This is a genomic window from Micromonospora sp. WMMD558, assembly GCF_049315255.1.
Taxonomy (GTDB): Bacteria; Actinomycetota; Actinomycetes; order Mycobacteriales; family Micromonosporaceae; genus Micromonospora.
In genome coordinates, this window is sequence record NZ_CP186061.1 from 869187 (window position 1) to 895415 (window position 26229).

Below are 26229 nucleotides of genomic sequence, written 5' to 3' on the forward strand. Positions count from 1 at the left end.
TGTCAAGCCTACGGGCCTTCAAAATCGCCCGTACGGCCGGTGATCCGGAACAGCTCAGCGATCATACCCTCGATCCGCCAATACAACGTTCGACTACGTGGCACGTTGATCACCAGACAACCACGATAGTCACTGCCCGTGTTCAGACGGACGGTGGCTGGGTTGTGCTTCTTCAGAGTCGCCCGGCCGAACCGGTCAGGAGGCAGCTTCAACTCTCGCGCCCACCACTCCTCCGCGGCCTGCACGTCCGCTGTCTCGTGAATGCTGACCCGGTATCGCGGAACACCTCGTTCGATGCCACAGACCTCGAGGAAACGTATGAACAGCGCGAGCAGCCCGGGGTCGCTGTTGATGAACTGGACGTGGTCGGCACGCCGCCATGGCTTGGACTTCGCGCCCTCACACCAGTAGATCGCCGCGCCGAGCAGCAGCAAGTCGCGCTCGTCGAGCTGCTCGACCACCCTGGCCGCTCGCGCGTGCTCCGCCGCCTGAGCGGCATCGCGCGCCTCGCGGTGCGCCGCCCACCGGGCGTCCGTCATCGCCTTCGAGTGCGCCTTGCGGCGCGTCCGCGCGGCCTCGTCGTCCTGGACGAGCGGCAGATGCCGGACCCAGAGGTACGCGGTCGACCGGCTCACGCCCAACCGTTCCACGATCTCGGGCACCGGGCACCCGCGGGAACGCAGGGCCACCGCCTCGATCCGGAGGTCGTCCTTGGCGTTGGGCCGGCGGACGCGGGCAGGCACAGGGACGCCGCGCAGCATCTCGTACACCCGGTTGCGCCCGATGCCCGTGCGGGCCCGGATCTCGCGGACGGACAAGCCTTCGACGGCGCGAAGCCGGCGCACTTCAGCGGCGAGCGGATCGGTCATGCCGGCACATTAGAACGGGCGTACGACAAAAGCAGCCATTCATTCGCGACTCTGTCCGGTGCGCGCCCGGCCCGCCCAAGTTACGGTGACGTAAGCGTAGCTCGTGACCTCCGTCCCCTCTGCGAGGTGCCATGTCGACCGCTCTCGTCGAACCCGCCCCGACCGGCCCGAAGCCCCTCACCGACGGCGCCCAGTCCCGCGGCATCCTCATCGCCCTCTGGGTGTTCGTGGTCGTTCCGTTCGTGGCCCTGGTGGCCGCCGTGCCGGTCGCCTGGGGCGGCTGGTTGACCTGGACGGACGTGGCGGTCGCCGGATTCTGGTACGTGGCCTCCGGGCTCGGCATCACGGTCGGCTACCACCGCTACTTCACGCACGGCTCCTTCAAGGCCACGCGGGCGCTGCGGGTCGGCCTCGCCGTCGCGGGTTCGCTGGCGGTGCAGGGCGAGATCATCCAGTGGGTGGCCGACCACCGGCGCCACCACGCCTTCTCCGACCTGGAGGGTGACCCGCACTCGCCGTGGCGGTTCGGCGCCACCGTCCGCGGGTTGACGAAGGGGCTGTTCCACGCCCACGTCGGCTGGCTGTTCAACCGGGAACTGTCCAACCGGAAGCGCTTCGCACCGGATCTCGTCGCCGACCGGGACATCAACCGCGTCGACCGGTCCTTCCCGGCGCTGGTGGCGGTGTCGGTGCTCGGTCCGGCCGTGATGGGCGGGCTGCTCACCTGGTCGTGGCAGGGCGCGATGACCGCGTTCTTCTGGGGCGGCCTGGTGCGCATCGCGCTGCTGCACCACGTCACGTGGTCGATCAACTCGGTCTGCCACGTGTACGGCGAGCGCCCGTTCGCGATGCGCCAGGGCGACCGGGCGGCGAACTTCTGGCCGCTGGCGATTCTGTCCTTCGGCGAGAGCTGGCACAACCTGCACCACGCCGACCCGACCAGCGCCCGGCACGGCGTGCTGCCCGGCCAGGTGGACATCTCGGCCCGGGTGATCTGGCTGTTCGAGAAGCTGGGCGCCGCCCGGGACGTCCGGTGGCCGAAGCCCGAGCGGATCGCGGCCAAGCTGGTGAGGGCGGACACCGAGCGGTAAGTGGTCGGTAGCGCCCGACGTTACCTGGCAGTATGGCCGGGTGACCGGCTCCATCCCACGACAGGGCGTCACCGAGCGCCGACGAGGTGACGACATGACGGATGCCGCGGGCGGCGACGGCACCGCGGGCCGCCGCCGGGCGGTGCCGGCGGCCGGCAAGACCTCCCGCGTACGCATGTCCGCAACGCAGCGGCGCGAGCAGTTGATCTCGATCGCCCGGCAGATCTTCGCCGAGCGCGGGTTCGACGCCACGTCGATCGAGGAGGTGGCGTCGCGGGCCAAGGTCTCCAAGCCGGTGGTGTACGAGCACTTCGGCGGCAAGGAGGGCCTGTACGCGGTGGTCGTGGACCGGGAGGTCCGCAGCCTGCTGGACCGGATCACCACCGCGTTGACCGCCGGCCACCCGCGCGAGCTGCTGGAGCAGGCGGCGTTGACCCTGCTCACGTACATCGAAGAGGAGACCAGCGGGTTCCGGGTGCTGGTCCGGGAGTCGCCGCTGATGTCGGCCACGGGAAACTTCAGCAGTGTGCTGAACGACGTCGCCCACCAGGTGGAGCACATCCTGGGCGCCGAGTTCTCCAGCCGGGGGTACGACCCGAAGCTCGCCGAACTCTACTCACAGGCGCTGGTGGGGATGGTGGCGCTGACCGGCCGGTGGTGGCTGGAGGTACGCAAACCGCGCAAGGAGACGGTGGCCGCACACCTGGTGAACCTGGCCTGGAACGGCCTGTCACACCTGGAGGCGAAGCCGGGCCTGATCACCGTACGGGGGCGGTGAGTCAGGGGCGCGGGGCGCCGATCGGGTGGTTGCGGTGGCGCCGTGCCTCGTCGGCGTGCTCCGGGGGGCCGACCTTGTCGTAGAGGCCCGTCCCGAGCAGGATCAGCCCGAAGATCATCGAGACGATGACGGTCGACATCGAGAAGTTGAGGAAGTTGGCCGAAGTCTGCATCACCGACATCATGAGGATGCTGGTGACGAGGAAGACGATCCCGGCGGTGAGGTTCATGTAGTGGCCCAGGTTGCCGCGCCGGGACGCGCCCACCAGCAGGAAGGCGCCGAAGACGACGGAGACCAGTGAGAACGCGAGGTTGGTACGCAGGCCGAGCACCCAGTCGCCGTTCTGTTCGAAGAGCGGGTCGCCCAGCGTCGACGCGGTGCCCCAGACACCGAAGACCAGGATGTAGAGCCCGATCAGCCCGGAGAGGACCCGGTAGATCGGCCGCGCCGGATGATTGACCGGAAAGTGCGCCATGACCCCTCCACGAGAATGACGACATTCAGGAGGATTGTCACCCGCACGAGCGCCCCACGTACCCCGAATCACCAGCAGGGACGCCAGAGCCGGCACCAACCAACGGATCGCAACCACCTGAGCCCGCACCGACCCATGGACCGCAACCACGTGGAATCCCACCCAACCCGGCGGGTGCGCCCGGACCGGCACCACGACAGGTTCTCGCCGGAGCCCGACCCGCGGAGGGATCAAGCCTGACCGCCCGGAGCGGGTCGGGCTCCGGCGAGAACCCCCACCGCGACCAATGCTCCGGCGAGAACGCCGCAGCCTCAGAGCACCAGCCGAGCCTTCTGCCACGCCTCCTTCTCCTCGTCCGTCCCGACCTTGCCGTACATGCCGACCATGAGGAGGACGAGGCCGACCACCATCAGCACGATGACGGTGGCGACGCTGAAGTTGAAGATGTTCGCCTCGGTCCGGATGAACGCGAGCCCGGCCAGGCTGAGCGCCATGATGACGTACGCCAGCCACTGGTTGATCACCACGTCGAGGTTGCGACCGATGACCGTGCCGGCCAGCACGGCACCGCCGAGCAGCAGGCTGAGCAGCGAGAAGCCGACGTTCGTGCCCTGGCCGATGACGGTGGTGTCGTCCTGGGCGAGGACCTCGTTGCCGGCGCTGGCGATGAGGCCGAGCACGCCGAAGGCGACCAGGTACAGACCGGTCAGCCCGCCGATCGCCCGGTAGATCGGCCGCGCGGGGTGGTTGACGGGGGTGTGCGCCATCTCTGAGTCTCCAACGACGAACGGAAGAGGGTCGCCGGTGATTCTCCCGCATGTCCCGGTGTGACGCCGCACACGGCCCCCGCCGGTCGTGCCGGGGCGACCGTCAGGCGGCGGGGAGCCGGTCGGCCAGGGCCAGCCAGGCCTCCTCGACCTGCTCCCGTTCGGCGCGGACGTCCTTGAGCTGGGCGTCGAGGTCGGCGACCGTGGCGTAGTCGGTGGCGTTGGCGGCGAGCCGGTCGAGCAGGTCCGCCTCCTTCTGCTCCAGCTTGCCGACCTGCCGCTCCAGCTTCGCGAGTTCCTTGCGGGCCTGGCGTACCTCGGCGGCGGACATCCCCTCCGCCGCCGGCGCGGCGGGCGCCCCGGCCGACGACGCGGGCGCGGGGGCCGCCGCCCCCTCGGCGGCCCGGGCCAGGTACTCGTCGACTCCGCCGGGCAGGTGCACCAGCCGGCCGTCGCCGAACATCCCGTACGCGGAGTCGGTCACCCGCTCGATGAGGTACCGGTCGTGGCTGGCCACGACGATCGTGCCGGGCCAGGAGTCGAGCAGGTCCTCGAGGGCGGCCAGGGTGTCGGTGTCGAGGTCGTTGGTGGGCTCGTCGAGCAGGAGGACGTTCGGCTCGCCGGCGAGCAGCCGGAGCATCTGGAGCCGGCGTCGTTCGCCTCCGGAGAGGTCGGAGACGGGGGTCCAGAGCCGCCGGTCGTCGAAGCCGAAGACCTCGGCGAGCTGGGCGGCGGAGATCTCCCGGTCGCCGAGGCGGACGCGCCGGGCGACCTCCTCGACGGCTTCGAGGACGCGCAGGTGGCCGGGGAGTTCGGCGAGTTCCTGGGAGAGGAACGCCGGGCGGACGGTGGAGCCGGCGGCGAACCGGCCGCCGTCGGGGTGGGTGACACCGGCGAGCATCCGCAGCAGGGTGGTCTTGCCGGCGCCGTTGCGGCCGAGGACGGCGATGCGGTCGCCGGGGCCGACCTGCCAGGTGAGGTCGTGCAGGATCTCCTTGGGGCCGGCGTGGAGGCGGACGTGCTCCAGGTCGTACACCTGCTTGCCGAGCCGCGCGGTGGCGAGGCGTTGCAGCGACATGGTGTCGCGCGGCGGCGGAACGTCGGCGATGAGCGTGTTGGCCGCGTCGATGCGGAACTTGGGCTTGGAGGTGCGGGCGGGGGCGCCGCGGCGCAGCCAGGCGATCTCCTTGCGGAGCAGGTTCTGCCGGCGGGCCTCGGTGGCGGCGGCGACCCGCTCGCGTTCGGCGCGGGCGAGGGTCCAGGCGGCGAAGCCGCCCTCGTACGCGCGGACGGCCTGGTCGGCGACCTCCCAGGTGGTGGTGCAGACGGCGTCGAGGAACCACCGGTCGTGGGTGACCACGACGAGCGCGCCCTTGCGGCCGAGGAGGTGCCGGGCCAGCCAGTCGACGCCGCCGACGTCGAGGTGGTTGGTGGGCTCGTCGAGGACGAGCAGGTCGGAGTCGCGGACGAGCAGCGCCGCGAGGGCCACCCGGCGGCGCTCGCCGCCGGACATCGGGCCGACCGGCGCGTCGAGGCCGAGGTGGGGCATGCCGAGGCCGTCGAGGATGGCGCGGACGCCGGCGTCGCCGGCCCACTCGTGCTCGGCCCCCATGCTCTCGCCGAGCCAGGCGGTGCCGAGGACGAGGTCCCGGACGGTGGCGTCCGGCGCCAGTTGGAGAGTCTGCGGGAGCCAGGCCACCCGCAGGTCGCGTCGGTGGGTGACGCGGCCGTCGTCCGGCTCCTCCTGCCGGGTGAGCAGCCGCAGCAGGGTCGACTTGCCGGCGCCGTTGAGGCCGACGACACCGATCCGGTCGGCGTCGTCGAGGCCGAGTGAGACGTCGGTGAGCAGCGGCCCGGCGGCGCCGTAGCCCTTGGACACCCGGTCCAGGTTGACGATGTTGGCCACTATCCCACCTCTCATGATCAAGGCGTCCCGGTGCCGGTGGGCACCTGGGGACGCCTGGCCTCCCAGGGTACGCGGAGCGGCCGGCCCGCCCGCCGCGCCGTGACGCTGACAGCGGTGCTCGCTTTGGGCCGCACCCGTCGAGCGGCGCAGCCGCCGGCCCGACGCAGGTCAACGACCCGACGGACCGGCCCTGTTCCCTCGATCAACTCCAGATCGCCGGCATCGGGGGTCCGGACGCCCGGGAGGCCGCGATGCCGGCGGCATCGAGTCGATCACCGTCCGACGGCGGGTCCGTTTAGACGATCCGGGCGCCGGCGACGGGCCCGTGCGCGGTGCGGGCTTCCCGGCACACCCCGGCGGCGGCCAGCTCGGCGGCGACGCGGACGGCGTGGGCCTCGTCGACGGCGAGGAAGACGCAGGTGGGCCCGGACCCGGAGACGAGGCCGGCGAGCGCGCCCGCCGCCTCGCCCGCCTTGAGCGTGGCGGCCAGGGACGGGCGCAGGGAGAGGGCGGCGTCCTGGAGGTCGTTGCCGAGGGCGGCGGCGAGCACCCGGGGGTCGCGCTGGCGCAGCGCGGCGAGCAGCCCGTCGGTGCTGCCGAGCGGCGGGTTGGCGGTCCCGGCGTCGCGGAGCCGGTCGAGTTCCCGGTACGCGGCGGGGGTGGACAGGCCGCCGTCGGCGATCGCGACCACCCAGTGCCAGGAGGTGGGGCGGGCCAGCACCGGGCTGACCGCCTCGCCCCGGCCGGTGCCGAGCGCGGTGCCGCCATGGATCAGGAACGGCACGTCGGAGCCGAGGTCGGCGGCGATGCCGGCCAACTCGTCGCGGGACAACCCGGTGCCCCACAGCGCGTCGCAGGCGACCAGCGCGGCGGCGGCGTCGGCGCTGCCACCGGCCAGGCCCCCGGCGAGCGGGATGTGCTTGCGCAGGTGCAGCCGGGCGTGCGGGAGGACGCCCGCGTAGCCGGCGAGGGCGTGCGCGGCCCGGATGACCAGGTTGGTGTCGTCCAGGGCCAGCTCACCGGTGCCCTCACCCTCCATGGTCAGGGTGAGGGTGTCGCCGCGCCGGGCGGTCAGCTCGTCGTGGATGGAGATCGCGTGGTAGACGGTGTTCAGCTCGTGGAAGCCGTCGCGGCGCAGCGGCCCGACCCCGAGGTGCAGGTTGACCTTGGCGGGCACCTTCACGCGTACCGGCCCGCTGGCACCGCGCGGCTCGTCGTCGTCCGGTCGCCAGGCCTCGGTCACGGGATCAGGTCCCCGACGTGCGGCCGGATGTCGAACGGCTTGGTCACGATCAGCTCCTCGGCGGAGTCGGCCGGTTGGGGCGGCGTACGCGTTCAGGTGGGCCCGGGGCGGGTCCGGCGCCAGCCTAGCGGGCGGCGGGTGCGGCGGCCGGGGCCGACGCGGCGATGGCGGCGAACTGCTCGACGGTGAGTGACTCCCCGCGTGCGCCCGGGTCCACTCCGGCGGCGGTGAGGGCCTCGGTGGCACGGTCGGCGCCGCCGGCCCAGCCGGCCAGGGCCGCGCGGAGGGTCTTGCGACGCTGCGCGAACGCCGCGTCCACCACGGCGAAGACCCGCTCCCGGGGTACGTCGGGGCGGGGCGGCTCGCGGCGGGTGAAGGCGACGAGGCCGGAGTCGACGTTCGGCACCGGCCAGAACACGTTGGGTGGGACCTTCCCGGCGGCGCGGGCACGGGCGTACCAGGCGAGCTTGACCGACGGAACGCCGTACACCTTGGAGCCGGGACCGGCGACGAGCCGGTCGGCGACCTCCTTCTGCACCATGACGAGGCCGTGCCGCAGGGTGGGCAGTTCGGCGAGCAGGTGCAGCACCACCGGCACGGCGACGTTGTACGGCAGGTTGGCCACCAGGGCGGTCGGTGCCGGCTCGGCGAGGTCGGCGCCGGTGACCCGCAGCGCGTCGGCGTGGTGCACGGTGAGCCGGTCCGCGGCGGGGCCGGCGTACCGGGCGGCGGTCTCCGGCAGCGCGCCGGCCAGCGTGCGATCGATCTCCACGGCGTACACGTGCGCGGCGACGGGCAGCAGCGCGAGGGTGAGGGAGCCGAGTCCGGGTCCGACCTCCAGCGCCACGTCGTCGGGGGCCAGCCCGGCGGTGGTGACGATCCGGCGCACGGTGTTGGGGTCGTGCACGAAGTTCTGGCCGAGCTTCTTGGTTGGCGCCACGCCGAGACGGGCGGCGAGGTCCCGGATCTCCGCCGGGCCGAGGAGACCGGTCACGCCCCGTAGCGTATGCGGGCTGGCCGCGGTGATTGGAAGGGACCCTTCACCTACCGGAGGCGTTAATAAGGGGCCCCTCCTTTCACCACGGTCCGAAGGCGCGGTCACCGGTCGTGGAGATGGCGGCGCACAGGTCGTCCAGGTCCGCGCCCATGGTCGTGGCGAGGGAGCGGACGGTGAGCGGGATCAGGTACGAGGCGTTCGGCCGGCCGCGGTGCGGCATCGGGGTGAGGTACGGCGCGTCGGTCTCCACGAGGATCTGGTCCAGCGGGGTGAGCGCGGCGGCCTCGCGGAGCGCCGCGGAACTGCCGAAGGTGACGGTGCCGGCGAAGCTGAGCAGGTAGCCGCGGCGGACGCACTCGCGGGCGAAGTCCGCGTCGCCGGAGAAGCAGTGCAGCACCACCGTGTCGGGAGCACCCTCCTCGTCGAGGATCCGCAGCACGTCGGCGTGTGCCTCCCGGTCGTGGATGACCAGGGTCTTGCCGTACCGCTTCGCGATGGCGATGTGCGCGCGGAAGCTCTCCTCCTGCGCGGCGCGGCCCTCGTCGCCGGTGCGGTAGAAGTCCATGCCGGTCTCGCCGATGCCGCGTACCCGGTCCCGGGCCGCGAGGGTCTCGATCGCGCGCAGCGCCTCGTCCAGGTCGGACAGGCGGGGCGCCTCGTTGGGGTGCAGTGCGACGGTGGCGACGACCGCCGGGTACTTCTGGGCGACCTCCGCGCCCCACCGGGACGACTCGACGTCGACGCCCACCTGCACCAGCCGGTCGACGCCGACGGCCGCGGCCACCTCGATCGCCCGCGTGACCGGGTCGTCGACCGGGCCGCCGCCGGGCACGCCGGCCTCGCTGACCGTGATGTCGAGGTGGGTGTGGCTGTCCAGCACCGGGCGGGGCAGCGGCTCGGGTGGCGGAGGGAACTCACCGGCGCGCCGGGCGGCCCGATTCCGGCGCGATTCGGTCGGCTCGGTCGTCTGTTCGGTCGGCTCGTTCATCACCCAAAGGATCACACACCGAAGTGGTCCACCCGGCCGCCACCCGATGTTCACCTCGACTACGCCGTACGCGCTTAGCGTCGCCGGGTGAGTGAGCGTCGCGTACGGGAGATGACACCGTGAGCGATCATGTCGGGCGACGCCGACGGGCCGGCAGCCCGGCGCCGCGCGTCGCCGCCGAGCGGAGCGAGGTGACGGCGTGAGCATCACCCCCCAGGCCAGCGGAGCCGCCGGGGAACGGACCGGGCTGCGCGTCGCCTACGGCGGTGCGGTGTACCCCGCCGAGGAGATCGCCCGCGGCGCGGCGTACGAGCTGTTCAGCGCGGACGAGGTGACCGGCTTCGAGTGGGCGCCCCGGCCGGGGTCGGCGCTGCCGTGGCGCCGGTTCGTGCACGCCACCGAGGTGGCGGCGGTCCACGGCGCCCCCGAGCCGGCCGAGGAGCCGGAGGCGCCGCTGCTGGTGCCGCTGCACCGCGAGCGGGGGTGGGCGTCCGTGCACCACCTCTCGCAGCAGCCGCAGGCGGCCGACGACCCGCTGCTCGCGGCGGTGCGGGGGTCCGCGGTGATCCGGCGCGGCACCCGGATGGTGAAGATCCTGTCAGCCCGGCAGCTCGCCGGGTACGTGCGGGGCTGGCTGCCGCACGGCTTCTGCTACCGGGAGTACGACGTCGCGCACCTGCGCACCCCGGCGGCCACGGCGGTGCTGCGCGGCGACGGTGCGGGGACGCAGGACGGCGTCGACATCACGTACGCGCTGCGCTGGCGGGCGGCCGACCCCTCCGACTACGACGTGCCGGTGGGCGTCGAGCACCGGGGGCTGACCGCGCTGGCGCCCCGGGACCGGTTGGGCGCGGCGGTGCTCGGCACCGGGTTCGTGCCCAGCAGCAACCAGTTGGTGCCGGAGTTCATCACCCGGGACTTCGCGGACCTGCCGATGCCGGCGAACGCGACCCTGCTCGCGTACCCGGCGGACGGCAGCGAGGTGGTGCTGTACACGTACCAGGCGGAGCAGCGGGGGTGGCTGCGGATGGTGGGCCCGCAGTGGCGGCACCTGCTGGCCGCGGTGCCGGGTGTGTCGCCGGACCAGGAGTACGTCCCGACCGGGGAGGCGCCCCGCTCCACCCAGTTGGTCGGCAGCTACGGCGGGGGCGACTACGAGGCGGTCGCCGACATGCCCGGCGGCTTCCGGGTGCTGGCGATGACCCGGGCGGCCCGGTATCCGGTCGACTCGGCGGCCCGCCGGGTGCGGTTCGCGCGGTGGCGGGGGGTGCCGTGCCTGGTGCTGCGGGAGGAGGCCGGCTGGTTGCGGATGCGGCTGTGCCGACCGGGCCCGGAGGCGGTCGTGGCGACCGGCGCGCAGTGCCACGAGCGGGGCGTCTACGAGGCGTGGGCGCCGGGCGCCGAGGTGACCGACGACCAGGTGGTGGACCACCCGTACCCGCTCTGAGGTCCCGATCGGGCGTCGGCGCATACCGGATCCCGGGTCGGGAATGCGCGCGGGGACCGATGAGGGTGCACGACCTCGGGGAGAGAGCATGCCGTTCATCACCGTGGGGACGGAGAACTCCGCCCCCATCGACCTGTACTACGAGGACCACGGCTCCGGTCAGCCGGTCGTGCTGATCCACGGGTTCCCGTTCAACGGCGCGACGTGGGAGAAACAGACCGGCCCGCTGCTGGCCGCCGGATACCGGACGATCACGTACGACCGGCGCGGTTTCGGCAACTCGGCGCAGCCGGCGTTCGGGTACGACTACGACACGTTCGCCGCCGACCTGGACGTGCTGATGACGGAGTTGGACCTGCGGAACGCGATCCTGGTGGGTCACTCGATGGGCACCGGCGAGGTGACCCGCTACCTGGGCGCGTACGGCTCGGACCGGGTCGAGCGGGCGGTGTTGCTCGCACCGTTGGCGCCGTTCCTGTTGCAGACCGCCGACAATCCGGAGGGCGTCGAGAAGAGCCTGTTCGAGGGCTTCCAGAAGGCGATCATCGAGGACCGGTTCGCGTACCTGACCCAGTTCTGCAACGCGTTCTTCAACTACCAGGAGAACAAGGGGAAGCTGGTCAGCGAGGAGGCGTTCCGGGGGCACTGGGAGATCGGCGCGCGGGCCTCGGCGAAGGGCACCCACGACTGCGTGGACGCCTGGCAGACCGACTTCCGCGGTGACCTGCCGAACATCGACGTGCCGGTGCTGATCGTCCAGGGTGACAAGGATGCCGTGCTGCCGTACCCGAAGACCGGTGCGCGACTCCAGCCGATGCTGCCGGGCAGCCAGTTGGTCACGCTGAAGGGCGCCCCGCACGGCACCCCGTGGACCAACGCGCCCGAGGTGAACCGGGCGATCATGGAGTTCATCGGCGCGCCGACGATGGCCCGCGCCTGAGCGGGCGCGCGACGCGGCGGGCGTGCGCAGACCGCGGCCCGCGTCGAAGGCCCCGGGGCTCACGAGGCCCCGGGGCCGTGGCGGGTCAGCCGCCCAGCCGGGCCAACTCCTCGTCGACGATCGACGGGTCGAGCTTGCGGAACACCGGCTTGGGCGCGGCGAGCGGGCGGCCCACCTCCAGCGGCACCGACTCCCAGCGCGCGCCGACCGTGTAGTCACCGGTCAGCACCGGGTACGCCGGCCCGCCGTCGAGGTCCTCGACCTCCTCGATCACCGGCATCGGAGCGTGCACGCCGGCGCCGCCCAGTAGCTCGTGGATCTTCTGCGCCGAGTGCGGCAGGAACGGGGTGAGCAGCGTGTTCGCGTCGCTGACCACCTGGAGGGCGACGTGCAGGATGGTGCCCATGCGGGGCTTGTCGGCCTCGTCCTTGAGCTTCCACGGCGCCTGCTCGGACAGGTAGCGGTTGGCCTCGGCGACCACCTTCATCGCCTCGCCGATGGCCTGCTTCTGCCGGTGCTTGCCGATCAGCTCGCCGACCGTCGCGAAGCCGCCGCGGGCCACCGCGAGCAGCGCCTCGTCGGCCTCGGTGAGCCCGGCCGGGTCGACCGGCGGGATCGCGCCGAAGTTCTTCGCGGCCATCGAGACGGACCGGTTGACCAGGTTGCCCCACCCGGCGACGAGCTCGTCATTGTTGCGGCGGAGGAACTCGGCCCAGGTGAAGTCGGTGTCGTTGCTCTCCGGGCCGGCGACGGCGATGAAGTAACGCAGCGCGTCGGCGTCGTACCGGTCGAGGAAGTCCCGGACGTAGATGACCACCTTGCGCGACGAGGAGAACTTTCGCCCCTCCATGGTCAGGAACTCACTGGAGACCACCTCGGTCGGCAGGTTCAGCCGGCCCAGCTCGCCGGGCTGCCCGTCGCGCGCGCCCTCACCGGAGTAGCCGGACAGCAGCGCGGGCCAGATCACCGAGTGGAAGACGATGTTGTCCTTGCCCATGAAGTAGTAGCCCCGGGCGTCCTTGCCCTCCCCGTCGGCGGACCACCACCTGCGCCACGCTTCCGGGTCGCCGGACCGGCGGGCCCACTCGATCGAGGCGGACAGGTAGCCGATCACCGCGTCGAACCAGACGTAGATGCGCTTGTCCGGCCGGTCCCGCCAGCCGTCGAGCGGGATCGGGACGCCCCATTCGAGGTCGCGGGTGATGGCCCGGGGCTGGAGGTCGTCGAGCAGGTTCTTCGAGAAGCGCAGCACGTTGGGCCGCCAGCCCTCGCGGGTGTCCAGCCACTGCCGCAGCGCCTCGGCCAGGGCCGGCAGGTCCAGGAAGAAGTGCTCGGTCTCGACGAACTTCGGCGTCTCCCCGTTGATCTTCGACCGGGGGTTGATCAGGTCGATCGGGTCGAGCTGGTTGCCGCAGTTGTCGCACTGGTCGCCGCGGGCGCTCTCGTAGCCGCAGATCGGGCAGGTGCCCTCGATGTAGCGGTCGGGCAGCGTCCGGCCGGTGGACGGCGAGATCGCGCCCATGGTGGTCTTCGGCACGATGTAGCCGTTGCGGTGCATCCCCTCGAACAGCTGCTGCACCACCGCGTAGTGGTTGCGGGTGGTGGTGCGGGTGAACAGGTCGTACGACAGGCCGAGGCCGTGCAGGTCCTCGACGATCACCCGGTTGTAGCGGTCGGCGAGCTCGCGGGGGGTGACCTGCTCGGCGTCGGCCTGCACCTGGATCGGCGTGCCGTGCTCGTCGGTGCCGGAGACCATGAGCACGTCGTGGCCGGCCATGCGCATGTACCGGGCGAAGACGTCGGAGGGAACGCCGAAACCGGAGACATGGCCGATGTGGCGCGGGCCGTTGGCGTAGGGCCAGGCAACCGCGGCGAGAACGTGACTCATGACCAGCAAGCCTAGTGACCCGCGCCGGACGGCTGCGAACCAATAGGGCGCGAGTCGGTCACCCGGTGCGCGGGCCGCCGGCGACCGGCCGGTCGGCGGGCCGGTCCGGCGACCCCGACGGGGCAGCCCGTCCGATTTGTCGCCGACACGCGGTCCGACGTGCCGGGCCGGATGCACGCAGCGGTGTGCAATGGACACCGTGAGTGGCAGACGAGCCGACGAGCGTCCGTCCGGCCCGCCGGCCGGCGGCCGCCACGACCCCGCCGGACCGCCACGCGGGAACGCCGTGGCGCCGCACCCGCGGCCGGTCCCTTCCGCACCGCCGGAGGCAGAGCCGGCCGTCGAGGTCGAGCCGACCACCGGGGCGCCGGTCGACGCCCTGCCCCGCCGGGTCCCGGTCCGTCAGCCCCGCCGACTGCGCCGTGGTCGTTCCCGGGCCGGGGGTACGCCGGACGGCGACGAGGCGTGGGCGCCGATCGAGGAGGTGCACTGGGACGGCACGCCGGTCAAGACGGAACCGGAGCCCGAGCGCACCCGGTCGGCCCGGTTCGAGTGGTGGCGGCGACGGGTCCGCCGGTCCGCGTACCCGCCCGACCCGCTGCCCGGGCTGGCCACACTGGTTGCCCTCAGCCTGGTGGCGGCGTTCTTCGCCTGGGTGAGCGCGGCCCCGCTGTGGATCGCCGTCGGGCACTCCACGGCCGGCCGCGTGGTGATCGACGACTGCACCGGCGGCGGGCTCACCCAGCGCTGTCGGGGCAACTTCCTCGCCACCGAGGCCCGGTGGGTCGCGCACGGGGTGACGGTGAGCGGCGTGCCGGCGGAGCGGGCTACGCCCGGCAGTTGGGTGGCGGCCCGGATGACCGGCCCGGACGCCAGCACCGCGTACGTCGACGGCGGGGCCGCCGGGCACCTGCGCTGGCTGCTCGGCCTGCTGACGGTGGTGGGCTGCGGCGCCGGGATCGCCCGCTGGGCCGGGGCCACCCGGCTGGCCGACCGCCGCGCCCGCCGCTGGGCGATCGCCGCCTCGGCCGCCGGGCCGTTCCTCATCACGGTCGGCTTCCTCGCCGCCGCCTGGTGAGGTGCGAGGAAGGGCCCCCTGTTAACGCCTGGTGCACTGAAAGGGTCCCTTCCTTGCACCTCAGCGGTGGACCACGTCGTAGACCTCGCGGCGGCGCAGGCCGTACTCGGCGGCGACCTCGGTGACCGCGTCGCGGCGGGACCTGCCGGCCGCCTCCCGCTCGGCGACCGCGGCGCGCAGCGTGTCGTCGTCCGGCCGCTCGGCGGCGACCGGCGGCGCACCGGCCACCACCAGCGTGATCTCGCCGCGGGGCTCCCCCTCGGCGGCCCACTCGGCCAACTGGCCCAGCGGGCGTCGGAGCACCTCCTCGTACGTCTTGGTCAGTTCGCGGCACAGCGCGGCCGGCCGGTCGGCCCCGAACGCGGCGGCGAAATCGGCGAGAGCGCCGGTGATCCGGTGCGGCGCCTCGAAGAAGACCAGGGTCCGCTCCTCGGTGGCGAGCGCGCGGAGCCGGGACCGCCGGGCGGCGGGGGTACGCGGCAGGAAGCCCTCGAAGCAGAACCGGTCGCTGGGCAGCCCGGAGAGGGCCAGCGCCGTGGTGACCGCGCTGGGACCGGGTGCGGCGGTGACCGGAACCCCGGCGTCCAGCGCCGCCCGGACCAGCCGGTACCCCGGGTCCGACACGCTCGGCATGCCCCCGTCGGTCACGAGGGCGACCACGTACCCGGCGGCGAGCACGTCGACCAGTTCCGGCGTACGCCGCTCCTCGTTGCCCTCGAAGTACGAGACGATCCGCCCGGGCACGGTCACGTCCAGGTCTCGGGCGAGTCGGGTGAGCCGCCGGGTGTCCTCGGCGGCCACCACGTCGGCGGCGGCGAGCACCTCGCGGAAGCGCGCGGACGCGTCGGCCGGGTTCCCGAGCGGCGCGCCGAGGAGGATCAGGCGTCCGGGATCGGACATTTCTCCCACGAATGGTGCTCCTTCATCGACGGCGGTAGGGATTGTGGAGAGGACGGCCGCCACCGGCCACCTTGGCAGCCTACGATCGCGGGGTGACTCAGGCGTCGACAGCGCACCCCGCCGGCCAAGCCGAGCCGGAGCACGCGGTTCCCGAGGACCGGGACCGGCCTCCCGGCGACCGCAGCGGCGGCCTCTCCGGTGTGGTCCGGCGCCGGCTCGCCACCGTCGACGCCCACCTCGACGGGCGGTCCTGGCTGGCGACCGCGGTGATCGTCGCGATCGCGGCGATCCTGCGTTTCCTCAATCTCAGCCACCCGCCGGGCAAGGTCTTCGACGAGGTCTACTACGCCCGCGACGCGTGGGGGCTGGTCGACAAGGGCGTCGAGTGGAACTACAAGGACGGCGGCCCGTCGTACGTGGTCCACCCGCCGCTGGGCAAGTGGCTGATCGGGCTCGGCGAGTGGGCCTTCGGGTACTCCGACGCCGAGCACGGCGTCTCGGCCGCCGGCCACCTGGTCACCACCGCCCCGGAGTTCGCCTGGCGGTTCTCGGCGGCGCTGGTCGGGACGCTGTCCGTGCTGCTGCTGGTACGGATCGCGCGGCGACTGTTCCGGTCGACCGTGCTGGCCTGCGCCGCCGGCCTGCTGCTCGCCCTCGACGGGTTCCACCTGGTGCTGTCGCGCACCGCGCTGCTCGACATCTTCCTGCTCTTCTTCGTGCTGGCCACCTTCGGCGCGCTGGTGCTCGACCGGGACGCCCGCCGGCGGCGCTGGGCCCGGGCGCTGGAGGCCGGGCTCGACCCGAGCCGGCCCGGTCGCGCCGGCCGGCCCCCGGGTGGCTGGCGGAACTGGCCGTGGTGGCGGCTGGCGGCCGGGGTGCTGTTCGGCTGCGCCTGCGCCGTGAAGTGGAGCGCCCTGTACTTCCTGCCGGCGTTCGCGCTCCTGGTGATCCTCTGGGAGGTCGGTGTCCGCCGCTCCGCCGGCGCACGGCGGCCCTGGCGGGACACCGTGCTGGACGAGGCACCCTGGCTGGTGCTGGCCGGGCTGCTGATGGTGGTCACCTACGTGGCCACCTGGTCCGGCTGGCTGCTGGGCGACGAGGGCTACTACCGGGTGGTCGACGCGCAGCGGTGGCCGAACGCCCCGCTGAGCGACACCCCGGTGATCGGGGCGCTCGCCAACCTGATCGAGTACCACAAGGCCGCGTACGGCTTCCACGCCCAGCTGGACGACCCCCACAAGTACCAGTCGTGGCCGTGGCAGTGGCTGCTGCTGGGCCGGCCGGTCGCCTTCTACTGGTCCGGTGACGGGTCCTGCGGGGCGGCGAGCTGCGCCTCCGAGGTCCTGCTGCTCGGCACTCCCCTGCTCTGGTGGTCGTTCCTGCCGGCCCTGGTCGCGCTGGCCTGGCTGGGTCTGGCCCGGCGGGACTGGCGTGCCGGGGCGATCCTGCTCTGCGTGGCCGCCGGTCTGCTGCCGTGGTTCTGGTTCGCCGTCGACGGCGGGCGCACGATGTTCTCCTTCTACACCGCGCCGACGCTGCCGTTCCTGGTGCTGGCGGTGACGTACGTGCTGGGCGCGATCGTCGGCCCGCCGGACCCGCCCGGGGACGCCGCGGCACGGGAGGCCAGCCGCGACCGCCGGCTCGTCGGCGGGGTCATCGTCGGGGCGTACGTGCTGCTGGTCGCGCTCTGCTTCGCGTACTTCCATCCGCTCTTCGTCGGCGAGACGATCCCGTACGCCGACTGGTCCGACCGGATGTGGCTGGACGGCCGCTGGATTTGATCTGCGTCGGTGTCGTGGCGGCGGCCGGCTGCCGCCACGACACCGACGGCCGGATGACGGAAAGGGCCCGCACGCAGCGCGTGCGGGCCCTTTCCACATAGATGCGCGCCCCGATCGCCTGCCACGGGGGAAGCGGGCGATTGGAGCGCGCAGTGAGAGCTTAACCAGCCCGGAGCAGCGGCACAACGGGTCGACTCGGGTCAGATTTCCGACCGGAGCCACGCCGGACAGTTGGTTTACATCCGACAGCTGACGGTCCGTCAGCCAATGGGGACGTTACGAGACGGTTAACGGTAGACCGGCGTGAATCGGACCGATCGGCCGAGGTGCAGCGGATTCCCGCAGCGTATCGACGGATTTAACATCCTCGTCATCCCCCGTGGGGTCCACCGGCACCCGGCACGACTGCACTGTCGGCCGACCCCCCGACCGATCGGATGAGTACGCGATGACCCGCACCCTCCGCTGGTTCGGTGGCCTCCTGGCCGCCGCCACTCTCTCGACCCTCGGCCTCGCCGCCCCGGCGCGCGCGGCGACGATCTCGGTGCCGCTGCGCACCCTCGTCGCCGACCTGCCCGTCGCCTCCGAGGTGCGCACCGGATACTCCCGTGACCTGTTCCCGCACTGGATCGACGCCGACGGGGACGGCTGCAACACCCGGTACGAGGTGCTGATCGCCGAGGCCACCACCAAGCCCTCGGTCGGCTCCGGCTGCTACCTCTCCGGCGGTCGCTGGTACTCCTACTACGACGCCGCCTACTGGACCAACCCGTCCGACCTCGACATCGACCACCTGGTGCCGCTCGCCGAGGCGTGGGACTCGGGGGCCCGCAACTGGACCACCTCCCGCCGGCAGTCGTTCGCCAACGACCTCGGCGACGCCCGCTCGCTGGTGGCGGTGACCGACAACGTCAACCAGGCCAAGGGTGACCAGGACCCGGCGACCTGGCTGCCGACGTACGAGCGGTGCCGCTACGTCCGCGAGTGGGCGGCGGTGAAGACCCGCTGGCGGCTGACCGTGGACAGCGGCGAGAAGAACACGCTGACCAGCGTTGCCAACTCCTGCTCGAACGTTACGGTCACCGTGACCCACGCGTACTGACCGAGAGGGGCGAGGCGGATGAGCCCGCTGGAGCGCGTACGCGCAATCTGCCTCGCCCTGCCCGAGGTCACCGAGCGGCCCAGCCACGGCTCGCCGACCTGGTTCGTCCGGGGAAAGAGCGTCTTCGTCACGCTGCACGCCGACGGCCACCACGCCAACGACTTCCCGCACCTGTGGTGCGCCGCCCCGCCGGGCGCCCAGGAGGCCCTGACCGCCGCCGAGCCCGGCCGCTTCTTCCGGCCGCCCTATGTGGGCGGTCGCGGTTGGCTCGGCGTACGCCTGGACGGGCCGGTAGACTGGCCGGAGATCGCCGAGCTGTGCGAGGACGCGTACCGGGTGATCGCCCCACGCCGCCTCGTCGCCCTGCTCGACGGCGGCGCGACCGACCGGCGGTGAACGGGTGACCGTCGGGCGCTGAGCACGCCGGCGTCGCCCGCTCCGGCGTCACCGCCGTGGGGGCGCGATCAGCTGGTCCTGGGTTGCCGGGGCAGCCAGCCGATGAACCGCTCCTGCAGCGACGCACCGGCCGGCGACGGCAGATCCTGGGTGGCGGCGGCGAGGCAGGACCCGAGGTAGACGGTGAGCATGGCGCGATCCAGCCGGTACTCCCGCAGCAGGAGGTCGCGCTTCGGCTCGCACGGCCAGTCGGCGCCACAGGTCCCGCAGGTCCACTCCGGGGCAGACGGGGCATGTTCTCCCGTCGTGGACAACGGGGGTTCCGCAGCACCGGTCATCGCGCTACCTCTCGCAGCTCGCACCTCGACCCGGTTCAGGCCAGTCACGGTCGACAGTGGATGGCCACCGGGGTGTCGGCCCTACAGCGTCGTGAAACGCCCAGACGTTACATGACTGCGGTACGTTGATCGACCATGGTCGTCGACACGCTGACGGTGCACCGGGCACCTGCCGGGCGGGCACCCGTCGCGTCGTACCCCTCGAGGAACCCGGATGCGTGACCTGGTTCCACCGGCGGTCGCGGTCGTGGTGGCCGACCTCGCGGACTGGACGGGCGCCCTGCTGCCGGCCGAGCTGGCCTGCCTCGGCGAACGGGCGGTGGAGAGCCGGCGGCGTGACTTCACCGCCGGCCGGGTCTGCGCCCGGCGCGCCATCGCCGCGCTGGGCCTGCCGCCGATCGCGGTGCCGGCCGCCGCCGACCGCGCGCCGGTCTGGCCGGCCGGGGTGGTCGGCGCGATCACCCACACCCGCGGCTACTGCGCCGCCGCGGTGGCCCGCGCCGCGGAGGTCCGGTCCGTCGGCCTCGACGCCGAGCAGCACAAGGACCTCAACCCGGGGGTACGCCGGGCGATCCTCCTCGGCGAGGAGGAGGACCACCTGGCGCGGCTGCCGGGGGGTGTTTCCTGGCCGGCGGTCGTGTTCAGCGCCAAGGAGACGGTCTACAAGGTGTGGAACCCGATGGTCGGCACCTGGCTGGACTTCCACGACGCGCACGTGCAGCTCGACCCGGAGGCCGGGACGTTCACCGCCCGCATCGCCCCCGCCCGGGTGGCCGCCGCCCCGGTGGCCGACCCGCCGACCGTCATCACCGGCCGCTTCGCCGTCGAGCCGGCGCTGGTGCGTACCGCAGCCGTCCTCCTTCCGGAGTAACCGCCCCTTCACCCGGTGTGGGCGACGGCGACGGCGACCGGGCCGACGCGGAGGACGCCGTCGTCCAGGGGTGTGCAGCGGACGCCGCCCCGGCGGCGCAGCGCCCGGAACGCGCCCGCGCCGATCGCGACGTCCATCCACGCGCAGGGATTCGCCGGCCGGTTCACCTGGAGCCGGACCGGCCCGTCACCCGAGTCGAGGGTGAGCACCGAGCCGACCAGGTCGTCCACCGCGATGCCGGCGGTGAGGATGTTCCGCCGTACCTGCACCAGGTCGGCGCCCGGCGGCAGCGACTCCCGGGCGATCACCGTGACGCTCGCGTTGCGGTGCGCCGGCTTGCCGAAGTAGCGATCACCCACGATGCCCAGGCCGGCCCGGAGGTGCACCTCGTCGACGAGTTCGCCGGGCGGCGCGGGCGCCGCGCCGTCCGCCGGCCGGCCCACGTAGCGGTGCACGGGTGACGCCAGCAACTGGACGATCTCGGGCACGCCGTCGAGTCTACGAAGGGATCCCGGCACGGCCTCGGCGTTCGGCTGGAAGGCCCCCTCCGGGTCGTCGAGGCACCGACGTCACCACCTCGCGTACCGGGTGCGCCGGGACGGACGAGGCCAGCCCGTTTCACCTCCCCGCTGACGGGGACGCCTACCACAGGGCGGGGAACTACCCTGTCCGCCGCGCCGACAGGGGAGGCGACATGAGCGTGGAGCGGGCGACCGACAACATCGAGCAACTCGCCGGCCCGGCTCGGGCCCGGATGGGCGACTTGAACCGGAACGAGCGGTCCGAGGCGGAACGGGTACGGAAACACGACGAGATCCACGGTCAGCGGCCCGGCGAGCACGTCCAGGAGGACGCCCGGGACACCCCGGACAACTTCACCACCTGATCGCTTTCTTTCTCTGGGAAGGCCGCCTCCGTGCGCGGGGGCGGCCTTCGGTCCTGACGTGGCGGCATGTGTGGACGTTTCAGGAGGCGCCCGGTTGGGGCAGATATTCGTGACCGACCATGCAGACCAGGGAGGCCACGACCATGGCTAAGGGCGACATCGACACGTACCCGCAGGACGGCCAGTGGAAGAACCGCCCCGAGGGCAACCAGCGCGCCAGCAGCGTGCACGACACCAAGGCGGAAGCGGAGGCCACCGGCCGGGAGATGGCCAAGCAGCGCGACGCCGAGCACGTGATCAAGAAGCAGGACGGCACGATCGGCGAGAAGAACACGTACCCGCGCAGCCGCGACCCCCGAGAGATCCCCGGCTGAGCCGCGCACGTACGGCAGAGGCCGTCTACCCGTGGGGAAGGCGGCCTCTGCGGTACGGGGTGGGTGTCGGTGGCTCCTGCGAAGATCCGGACATGAGCACGACCGCCTCGGACTACACGTGGTTTTCCGACCGCTTCCCCGGCCTGCTGGAGGCCTACTGCCTGACCCTGGTCAAGGGTCTGACCCCCACTGGGCTGCTGGACCGGCTGGGCGCGCGGGAGGAGTGCCGCGTGACCGGTGCCGAGAACCTGATCGAGCCGGCGTACGAGGCATGGGAGGAGCACCAGGCTGACCGGCTGTTCGTCGGCGCGACCGCGTTCGGCGACTGGGCGCTCGCCGTCGAACCCAACGGCTACCTCGGCACCCTCGACGAGGTGATCGTCCCGCTGTCGAAGGGCACCCGGCTCGTGTCCCACTTCCGCAACGTCAACGCCGTCGACCACTTCTTCTGGCTGGACGACGGGGACCTGCGGCTGCATTTCGAGCCGCTGTTTCCCGCCGGCCGGGACGGCAGCGACCCCGACGGCCTGGTGGACGTGATGCGGCAGGTCGGTTTCGACCTCAGCGAGGACGACGACGCCAGCTACGAGCTCCACATCGAGGCGGCGTTCGCCCTCGCGGAACACCTCACCGGCGTCCGGCTGACTCCGGAGCTCCTCCAGTCAGCGACATTCGTGTGCGGCGCCGCTGCCGTACCGGGCAGGTACTGATCGCGGCTCGCCCGCCCGGCTCCACCTGAGACGCCGCCGTGCCGGGACTCGTAGCAGGGGCTGCTCTACCGCCGCTGCACAGGATCGAAAAAGGCCGTCTCCCACCACGGGAAACGGCCTTTGAGCTGGGTGGAGCTGAGGGGATTTGAACCCCTGACCCCCTCGATGCGAACGAGGTGCGCTACCGGTCTGCGCCACAGCCCCTCCGCCGGCGTGCCGGCGTCGGTCCCACCCGGCATTCACCGGGCGGGCCGGCGACAAGGCTAACAGGTCACCGACCCTCCCCGCGAATCACCCCCGGCGCGCCGGGGTCACACCAAGATCCACACGACTTCCGGGAAGTTGCGGCATCCAGCGGACTCGGACACCGCACCTTCCCGGAAGTTGCGCGCTCACCCCGACCGCGACACCCCGATCTCCCGGACGTTGCGCGCTCACCGCGGCCGGCCACCCGGCGGTCAGGCCGAGTGGGTGCCGCGGCCGGACTGGTAGGGGCGGCCGCGGAGGCCGCCCGTGCGCCGGTAGGAGACCGTGCCGCCGTTCGCCACCGCCGGCAGGTCGGCCGGCCGGTCCAGGCCCATCGCCGTACGCCGGACGGCCTCCCGCTGGGCCGCCAGCCGGCGCTGCGCCTCCCGGCGGGCCGCCGCCCGGCGGGCCTGCTCGCGACGGACCTCGGCCTGCCGGGCGGCCAGCCAGGCGGCCTCGCGGGCCTGCGCGCGCCGGCGCCGCTGGTCGGCGAGCGCGCGGGAGCGGAGGTGTACGACGTACACGATGAGGAGCGTGCCGGTGACCGCGAAGCCGATCCAGAAGCCGGGGCCCACGACCAGCACGCCGACCAACTCGACCGTGTTGAGCAGCAGCAGCGCGGCGAGCACCCGGCGGCGCCGGTAGACGGCCGGGGTGTGGTGGCGGTGGCGGGGTGGGCGACGGCGGGCGGCCCCGGAGCCGCGACCGGCCGGCGGGACCGTCCGCAGCCGGTCCGACCGACGGGACGGGCCGGGCGGGGCGGAGACGGGTGCGGAGCGGCCCCCCGAACCAGTCCCCTCACTCAGCGTGACGATGAGGGTACGCGGAGGGTTCACCGGGCGGCGACCCGGGACAGTACGACGCCGTCGGCGGCGCTGGAGCACCCGCGCCGTCGACTGCGCCCGCTCCGCCGCCAGCCGCTCGGTGGCGTCGTACCGGCGGACCAGCGCCGGCGCGAGGGCGAGCAGGCCGGCGGCGGCGAGGACGGCGAGGAGCACCGAGGTCGGCACCCTCACCCCTCCCGTCACCGAGTTCGGAGCAACCGCCACCCGACCGCAGGATCTTTCACCGATCAGCCTCGGGGGCGAGGATCGTACGGGCGGGCCGCGCTTGCCGCAGCTTGCAGTTACCTGAGGTTACGGGCGGTCGTGCCTGATGGTGACACGCCGCGCCGATCGTCACGGGTGGGACGGTTCACCCGGTTGCGGCGCGCAGCCGCTGCCAGCGGGCCAGCAACCCGCCCTCGGCGGCGACCTCCTCGCTGGTCATCGCGTACCCGATGTGGTCACGCCACGCACCGTCGATGTGCATGTAGCGCACGTGGTACGCCTCCTCGCGGAACCCCAGCTTCTCGACCACCCGGCGGGACGGCCGGTTCTCCGGGCGGATGTTGACCTCGACCCGGTGCAGCCCGCCGGGGCCGAACGCGTGGTCGACGGCGAGGGCCAGCGCGGTCGGGACGACGCCACGGCCGGCCACCCGGGAGTCCACCCAGTAGCCGGCGTAGCCGGAGCAGAACGCCCGGCGCACGATGCTGCCGATGTTGAGATGCCCGACGAGGTTCTCCCGGCCGCTTTCGCGCAGGCAGACCGCGAACGGCATGCTCTCGCCGAGGCGGGCGGAGCGGCGCTGGTCGCGGTGAACCCAGCGGAAGGCGGCGGGCGAGTTCAGCTCGTGCCAGCTGCCGGGCAGGGACGACTCCCAGGGCGCCAGCCAGGCCTCGTTGGCTCGGCGTACCTCCGACCAGGGTGCGGCGTCGGAGCGCCGGTACGGTCTCAGCAGCACCGGACCGTCCGCGAGTACGACCGGCCAGCCGGGCGTACGGCGTCCCAGAAGGCTCACCCGGCCGATCCTCCGCCGGGGACGCGGCCCAGGGCAAGCAGACTCATCGACGTCGGTCCAACAGAAGCACGTCCACCGTGGACCCGGCGGCGGCGGTGGTGACCCGCTCGCCGAGCACCATCAGGCCGTTCGCCTCGGCCAGCCCGGAGAGCGTCAGCGGCCCGCCGCGCAGCGGCTGGACCGTGTAGCCGCCGCCGCGCCGCTCGGCGACGTGCGCCGGGCGGAACTCGCGCAGCCCGGCCGGGGAGGAGATGGTCTCCAGCAGGTGCGCCCGGACGCTGGGCCGGAACACCGGCTCCGCTCCGGCGAGCAGGTTGATCGCGGGCCGGGCCAGCACCTCGAAGCCGATCAGCGCGGCACCCGGCTCGCCGGGCAGGCAGACCACCGGCACCTCCTCGGGGCCGACCGTGCCGAAGCCGAGGGCGGTGCCCGGGTAGAGCGCCACCTCGGTGAACGTCACCGGCCCCGCCCGGCTGCCCTCCCTCCGGGACAGGATCCGCCGGACCATGTCGCCCGGTCCCGTGCCGGTGCCGCCGGTGGTGATGATGAGGTCGGCGCGCAGCGTCTGGTCCTCCAGCAGGCCGCGCAGCCCCTCCGGGTCGTCGTCGCAGATGCCCACCCGGTACGCGAGTGCCCCCACCTCGGCGGCGGCGGCGGTCAGCGCGTGCGAGTTGACGTCGACGACCTGGCCGGGCTGGCTGCCCCGGCCCACCTCCACCAGTTCGTCGCCGGTGGCCACGATGACCACCCGGGGGCTGGGGCGGACCACCACGTGCCCGATGCCGGTGGCGGCGAGCACCGCCACCAGCGCCGGTGAGACGTACGTTCCGGCGCGGGCGAGCGGGGTGCCGGCGGACAGTTCCTCACCGGCCTTGCGGACGCCGTACCCCCGCTTGGGGGCGCGGTGGATCTCCACCGCGGCCATGCCTTGGTCGGTCCACTCCACCGGGACCACCACGTCCGCGCCGATCGGCAGGGGCGCCCCGGCGGCGACGGAGAAGCAGGCCCCGGGGGTGAGCCGGACCGGGCGCCAGCTCGCGGCGCCCAGGTCACCGACCACGTTGAGCCGGACGGCGCGCCCGCCCGGCGAACCGGCCTGGGCCGGGACGTAGCCCACCCCCCGGCCACCACCGGCGATGTCCTCCCAGCGCGCCGCGTACCCGTCCACCGCGGCCTGGTCGAAGGCGGGATACGAGTGCGGCGCGACGACGTCCTCGGCGAGGACGTTGCCGTACGCCTGGGTGAGGTCGAGGTCGAGCGGAGGCAGCGCGCGTAACCTGCGCAGCACACTGCCCAGGTAGTCGGCGAGCGGCGTCAACTCGTTCGCGGCCGCCTCGGCGTCGGCCGTCGCGGTCATGTATTCGGACCGCCCGACGCGTCGGAGTTGACGAACTCGGCGAGCCACTTGCGGAACTCGGCACCCAGGTCGTCGCGCTCGACGGCGATCTGCACGACGGTCTGGAGGTAACCCAGCGGCATGCCGGTGTCGTAGCGGGTGCCCCGGTAGACGATCGCGTGGACCGGCACCCCCTCGGTGCGCAGCAGCTCCATCGCGTCGGTCAGCTGGATCTCGCCGCCGCTGCCCGGCTCGGTGCGGCGGATCGCGTCGAAGATCCGGCCGGGCAGGACGTAGCGCCCGAGCACGGCGAGGTTGCTCGGGGCGTCCTCCGGCTTGGGCTTCTCCACCATGCCGGTCACCTTGACGACCTCACCGATGTCGGTCAGCTCCGCCTCGGCCGGCTCGACGGACGCGATGCCGTACCGCGTGGTCTCGGCCGGGTCGACCTCGAAGAAGGCCAGCACGACGCCGCCGGTGCGGGCCTGCAGCTCCAGCATGGCCGGCAGCAGCGGCTCGGACTGCTTGACGAACTCGTCGCCGAGCAGCACCGCGAACGGCTGGTCGCCGACGTGGGACTCGGCGTACCCGACGGCGTGCCCGAGGCCGAGCTGTTCCGGCTGCCGGCAGGTGTAGATGGCGGCCAGTTCCTCGGTCCGCTTGACGGCGGCCAGCAGCTCCGGCTTCTTCGCGAGCCGTTCCTCCAGGTCGGGGCGGCGGTCGAAGTGGTCCACCATCGACGTCTTGCCCCGCCCGGTGATCAGCAGGACGTCGCTGAGGCCGGCCTGGGTGGCCTCCTCGACGATGTACTGCAGCACCGGCCGGTCGACCACCGGGAGCAGCTCCTTGGGCACGGCCTTGGTGGCCGGCAGGAACCTGGTGGCGAGTCCGGCGGCCGGGATGACGGCCTTGACCGCGCGGGAACGACCGGTCGCGGCGGCCGTCGTTGAGGGGTTCGCTGAGTGCTCCGACATGTCGCG

Annotated in this window: 27 protein-coding genes and 1 tRNA gene; 12 read left to right on the forward strand and 16 right to left on the reverse strand. The window is 72.9% G+C overall.

Features of this window, described 5'->3' with window-relative positions; all coding sequences use genetic code 11:
- Positions 1-8 precede the first annotated feature (8 nt).
- Positions 9-869 (reverse strand): helix-turn-helix domain-containing protein, encoded by an 861-nt coding sequence (locus ACN26Y_RS04130; RefSeq protein ID WP_155328975.1) that lies wholly within the window; start codon positions 867-869, stop codon positions 9-11.
- A gap of 131 nt (positions 870-1000) precedes the next feature.
- Between ACN26Y_RS04130 and ACN26Y_RS04135 the strand changes: the two genes are divergently transcribed.
- Both ACN26Y_RS04135 and ACN26Y_RS04140 read left to right on the forward strand, forming a co-directional pair.
- Entirely contained in the window at positions 1001-1960 is a 960-nt protein-coding gene (locus ACN26Y_RS04135; protein ID WP_155328976.1) for an acyl-CoA desaturase, read from the forward strand.
- A gap of 94 nt (positions 1961-2054) precedes the next feature.
- Entirely contained in the window at positions 2055-2738 is a 684-nt protein-coding gene (locus ACN26Y_RS04140) for a TetR/AcrR family transcriptional regulator (RefSeq protein WP_155328977.1), read from the forward strand.
- Position 2739: 1 nt separating this feature from the next.
- Here the strand turns inward: ACN26Y_RS04140 and ACN26Y_RS04145 are convergent, their stop codons facing one another.
- The 6 genes from ACN26Y_RS04145 to ACN26Y_RS04170 all read right to left on the reverse strand — a co-directional run bounded on the left by ACN26Y_RS04145 (position 2740) and on the right by ACN26Y_RS04170 (position 9114).
- Positions 2740-3213: a DUF4383 domain-containing protein gene (locus ACN26Y_RS04145; RefSeq protein ID WP_155328978.1), complete on the reverse strand. Its 474-nt coding sequence runs from the start codon at positions 3211-3213 to the stop codon at positions 2740-2742.
- Positions 3214-3524: 311 nt separating this feature from the next.
- The gene (locus tag ACN26Y_RS04150; RefSeq protein ID WP_155328979.1) at positions 3525-3980 is read right to left on the reverse strand and encodes a DUF4383 domain-containing protein; all 456 of its coding nucleotides are present in this window, start codon (positions 3978-3980) and stop codon (positions 3525-3527) included.
- Between the two features lie 103 nt (positions 3981-4083).
- Positions 4084-5886, reverse strand: a complete 1803-nt coding sequence (locus tag ACN26Y_RS04155) for an ABC-F family ATP-binding cassette domain-containing protein (protein WP_155328980.1) — start codon at positions 5884-5886, stop codon at positions 4084-4086.
- Between the two features lie 295 nt (positions 5887-6181).
- On the reverse strand, positions 6182-7129 hold the full coding sequence (locus ACN26Y_RS04160; RefSeq protein WP_155328981.1) for a 4-(cytidine 5'-diphospho)-2-C-methyl-D-erythritol kinase: 948 nt from the start codon (positions 7127-7129) through the stop codon (positions 6182-6184).
- A 124-nt stretch (positions 7130-7253) separates the two neighbouring features.
- Positions 7254-8123 (reverse strand): 16S rRNA (adenine(1518)-N(6)/adenine(1519)-N(6))-dimethyltransferase RsmA, encoded by an 870-nt coding sequence (gene rsmA, locus ACN26Y_RS04165; RefSeq protein WP_422734361.1) that lies wholly within the window; start codon positions 8121-8123, stop codon positions 7254-7256.
- 82 nt (positions 8124-8205) lie between these two features.
- Positions 8206-9114: a TatD family hydrolase gene (locus tag ACN26Y_RS04170; protein ID WP_422734362.1), complete on the reverse strand. Its 909-nt coding sequence runs from the start codon at positions 9112-9114 to the stop codon at positions 8206-8208.
- 199 nt (positions 9115-9313) lie between these two features.
- On the opposite strand from ACN26Y_RS04170, the gene ACN26Y_RS04175 reads away from it, so the two are divergent.
- Together ACN26Y_RS04175 and ACN26Y_RS04180 are read left to right on the forward strand one after the other, a co-directional pair.
- Positions 9314-10561, forward strand: a complete 1248-nt coding sequence (locus tag ACN26Y_RS04175; protein ID WP_422734363.1) for a hypothetical protein — start codon at positions 9314-9316, stop codon at positions 10559-10561.
- Between the two features lie 88 nt (positions 10562-10649).
- Positions 10650-11501, forward strand: coding sequence for an alpha/beta fold hydrolase (locus tag ACN26Y_RS04180; protein ID WP_155328985.1), 852 nt, complete (start codon positions 10650-10652; stop codon positions 11499-11501).
- An 85-nt stretch (positions 11502-11586) separates the two neighbouring features.
- On the opposite strand, the gene metG is transcribed toward ACN26Y_RS04180, so the two are convergent.
- Complete coding sequence (gene metG / locus ACN26Y_RS04185; protein WP_155328986.1) at positions 11587-13389, reverse strand: methionine--tRNA ligase; 1803 nt, start codon at positions 13387-13389, stop codon at positions 11587-11589.
- Between the two features lie 190 nt (positions 13390-13579).
- Here metG and ACN26Y_RS04190 point away from each other — a divergent pair, with 190 nt between their 5' ends.
- On the forward strand, positions 13580-14467 hold the full coding sequence (locus ACN26Y_RS04190) for a hypothetical protein (RefSeq protein WP_230688865.1): 888 nt from the start codon (positions 13580-13582) through the stop codon (positions 14465-14467).
- Between the two features lie 60 nt (positions 14468-14527).
- On the opposite strand, the gene rsmI is transcribed toward ACN26Y_RS04190, so the two are convergent.
- Positions 14528-15367 carry a 16S rRNA (cytidine(1402)-2'-O)-methyltransferase gene (rsmI, locus tag ACN26Y_RS04195; RefSeq protein WP_422734895.1) on the reverse strand — a complete coding sequence of 280 codons (840 nt, stop codon included), beginning with the start codon at positions 15365-15367 and terminating at the stop codon, positions 14528-14530.
- A gap of 92 nt (positions 15368-15459) precedes the next feature.
- Between rsmI and ACN26Y_RS04200 the strand changes: the two genes are divergently transcribed.
- The 3 genes from ACN26Y_RS04200 (at position 15460) to ACN26Y_RS04210 (ending at position 18646) form a co-directional block, all read left to right on the forward strand.
- Entirely contained in the window at positions 15460-17148 is a 1689-nt protein-coding gene (locus tag ACN26Y_RS04200; protein WP_155328988.1) for a dolichyl-phosphate-mannose--protein mannosyltransferase, read from the forward strand.
- A gap of 448 nt (positions 17149-17596) precedes the next feature.
- On the forward strand, positions 17597-18250 hold the full coding sequence (locus ACN26Y_RS04205; protein ID WP_155328989.1) for an HNH endonuclease family protein: 654 nt from the start codon (positions 17597-17599) through the stop codon (positions 18248-18250).
- An 18-nt stretch (positions 18251-18268) separates the two neighbouring features.
- The gene (locus ACN26Y_RS04210; protein WP_155328990.1) at positions 18269-18646 is read left to right on the forward strand and encodes an MmcQ/YjbR family DNA-binding protein; all 378 of its coding nucleotides are present in this window, start codon (positions 18269-18271) and stop codon (positions 18644-18646) included.
- A 68-nt stretch (positions 18647-18714) separates the two neighbouring features.
- On the opposite strand, the gene ACN26Y_RS04215 is transcribed toward ACN26Y_RS04210, so the two are convergent.
- A complete protein-coding gene (locus ACN26Y_RS04215; protein WP_155328991.1) occupies positions 18715-18984 on the reverse strand; it encodes a hypothetical protein in 270 nt (89 codons plus the stop codon).
- 214 nt (positions 18985-19198) lie between these two features.
- Here ACN26Y_RS04215 and ACN26Y_RS04220 point away from each other — a divergent pair, with 214 nt between their 5' ends.
- Positions 19199-19855: a 4'-phosphopantetheinyl transferase family protein gene (locus ACN26Y_RS04220; RefSeq protein ID WP_155328992.1), complete on the forward strand. Its 657-nt coding sequence runs from the start codon at positions 19199-19201 to the stop codon at positions 19853-19855.
- Positions 19856-19863: 8 nt separating this feature from the next.
- On the opposite strand, the gene ACN26Y_RS04225 is transcribed toward ACN26Y_RS04220, so the two are convergent.
- Complete coding sequence (locus ACN26Y_RS04225; protein ID WP_155328993.1) at positions 19864-20343, reverse strand: molybdenum cofactor biosysynthesis protein; 480 nt, start codon at positions 20341-20343, stop codon at positions 19864-19866.
- Between the two features lie 206 nt (positions 20344-20549).
- Here ACN26Y_RS04225 and ACN26Y_RS04230 point away from each other — a divergent pair, with 206 nt between their 5' ends.
- The 3 genes from ACN26Y_RS04230 to ACN26Y_RS04240 all read left to right on the forward strand — a co-directional run bounded on the left by ACN26Y_RS04230 (position 20550) and on the right by ACN26Y_RS04240 (position 21825).
- Positions 20550-20741 (forward strand): general stress protein CsbD, encoded by a 192-nt coding sequence (locus ACN26Y_RS04230; protein WP_155328994.1) that lies wholly within the window; start codon positions 20550-20552, stop codon positions 20739-20741.
- Positions 20742-20884: 143 nt separating this feature from the next.
- Entirely contained in the window at positions 20885-21115 is a 231-nt protein-coding gene (locus ACN26Y_RS04235; protein WP_155328995.1) for a DUF2188 domain-containing protein, read from the forward strand.
- A gap of 92 nt (positions 21116-21207) precedes the next feature.
- Positions 21208-21825, forward strand: a complete 618-nt coding sequence (locus ACN26Y_RS04240) for a DUF6461 domain-containing protein (RefSeq protein ID WP_422734364.1) — start codon at positions 21208-21210, stop codon at positions 21823-21825.
- Between the two features lie 130 nt (positions 21826-21955).
- Here the strand turns inward: ACN26Y_RS04240 and ACN26Y_RS04245 are convergent.
- From ACN26Y_RS04245 to ACN26Y_RS04265, 5 genes are all read right to left on the reverse strand, one after another.
- Positions 21956-22029 (reverse strand) — tRNA-Ala (locus ACN26Y_RS04245).
- Between the two features lie 254 nt (positions 22030-22283).
- Entirely contained in the window at positions 22284-23087 is an 804-nt protein-coding gene (locus ACN26Y_RS04250; protein ID WP_196255777.1) for a hypothetical protein, read from the reverse strand.
- Between the two features lie 178 nt (positions 23088-23265).
- Positions 23266-23913, reverse strand: a complete 648-nt coding sequence (locus tag ACN26Y_RS04255; protein ID WP_155328998.1) for a GNAT family N-acetyltransferase — start codon at positions 23911-23913, stop codon at positions 23266-23268.
- Between the two features lie 43 nt (positions 23914-23956).
- Positions 23957-25270, reverse strand: a complete 1314-nt coding sequence (glp, locus tag ACN26Y_RS04260) for a gephyrin-like molybdotransferase Glp (protein WP_155328999.1) — start codon at positions 25268-25270, stop codon at positions 23957-23959.
- Positions 25267-26223, reverse strand: coding sequence for a UTP--glucose-1-phosphate uridylyltransferase (locus tag ACN26Y_RS04265; RefSeq protein WP_155329000.1), 957 nt, complete (start codon positions 26221-26223; stop codon positions 25267-25269). The genes glp and ACN26Y_RS04265 overlap by 4 nt, the downstream gene beginning before the upstream one ends.
- Positions 26224-26229: the final 6 nt, after the last annotated feature.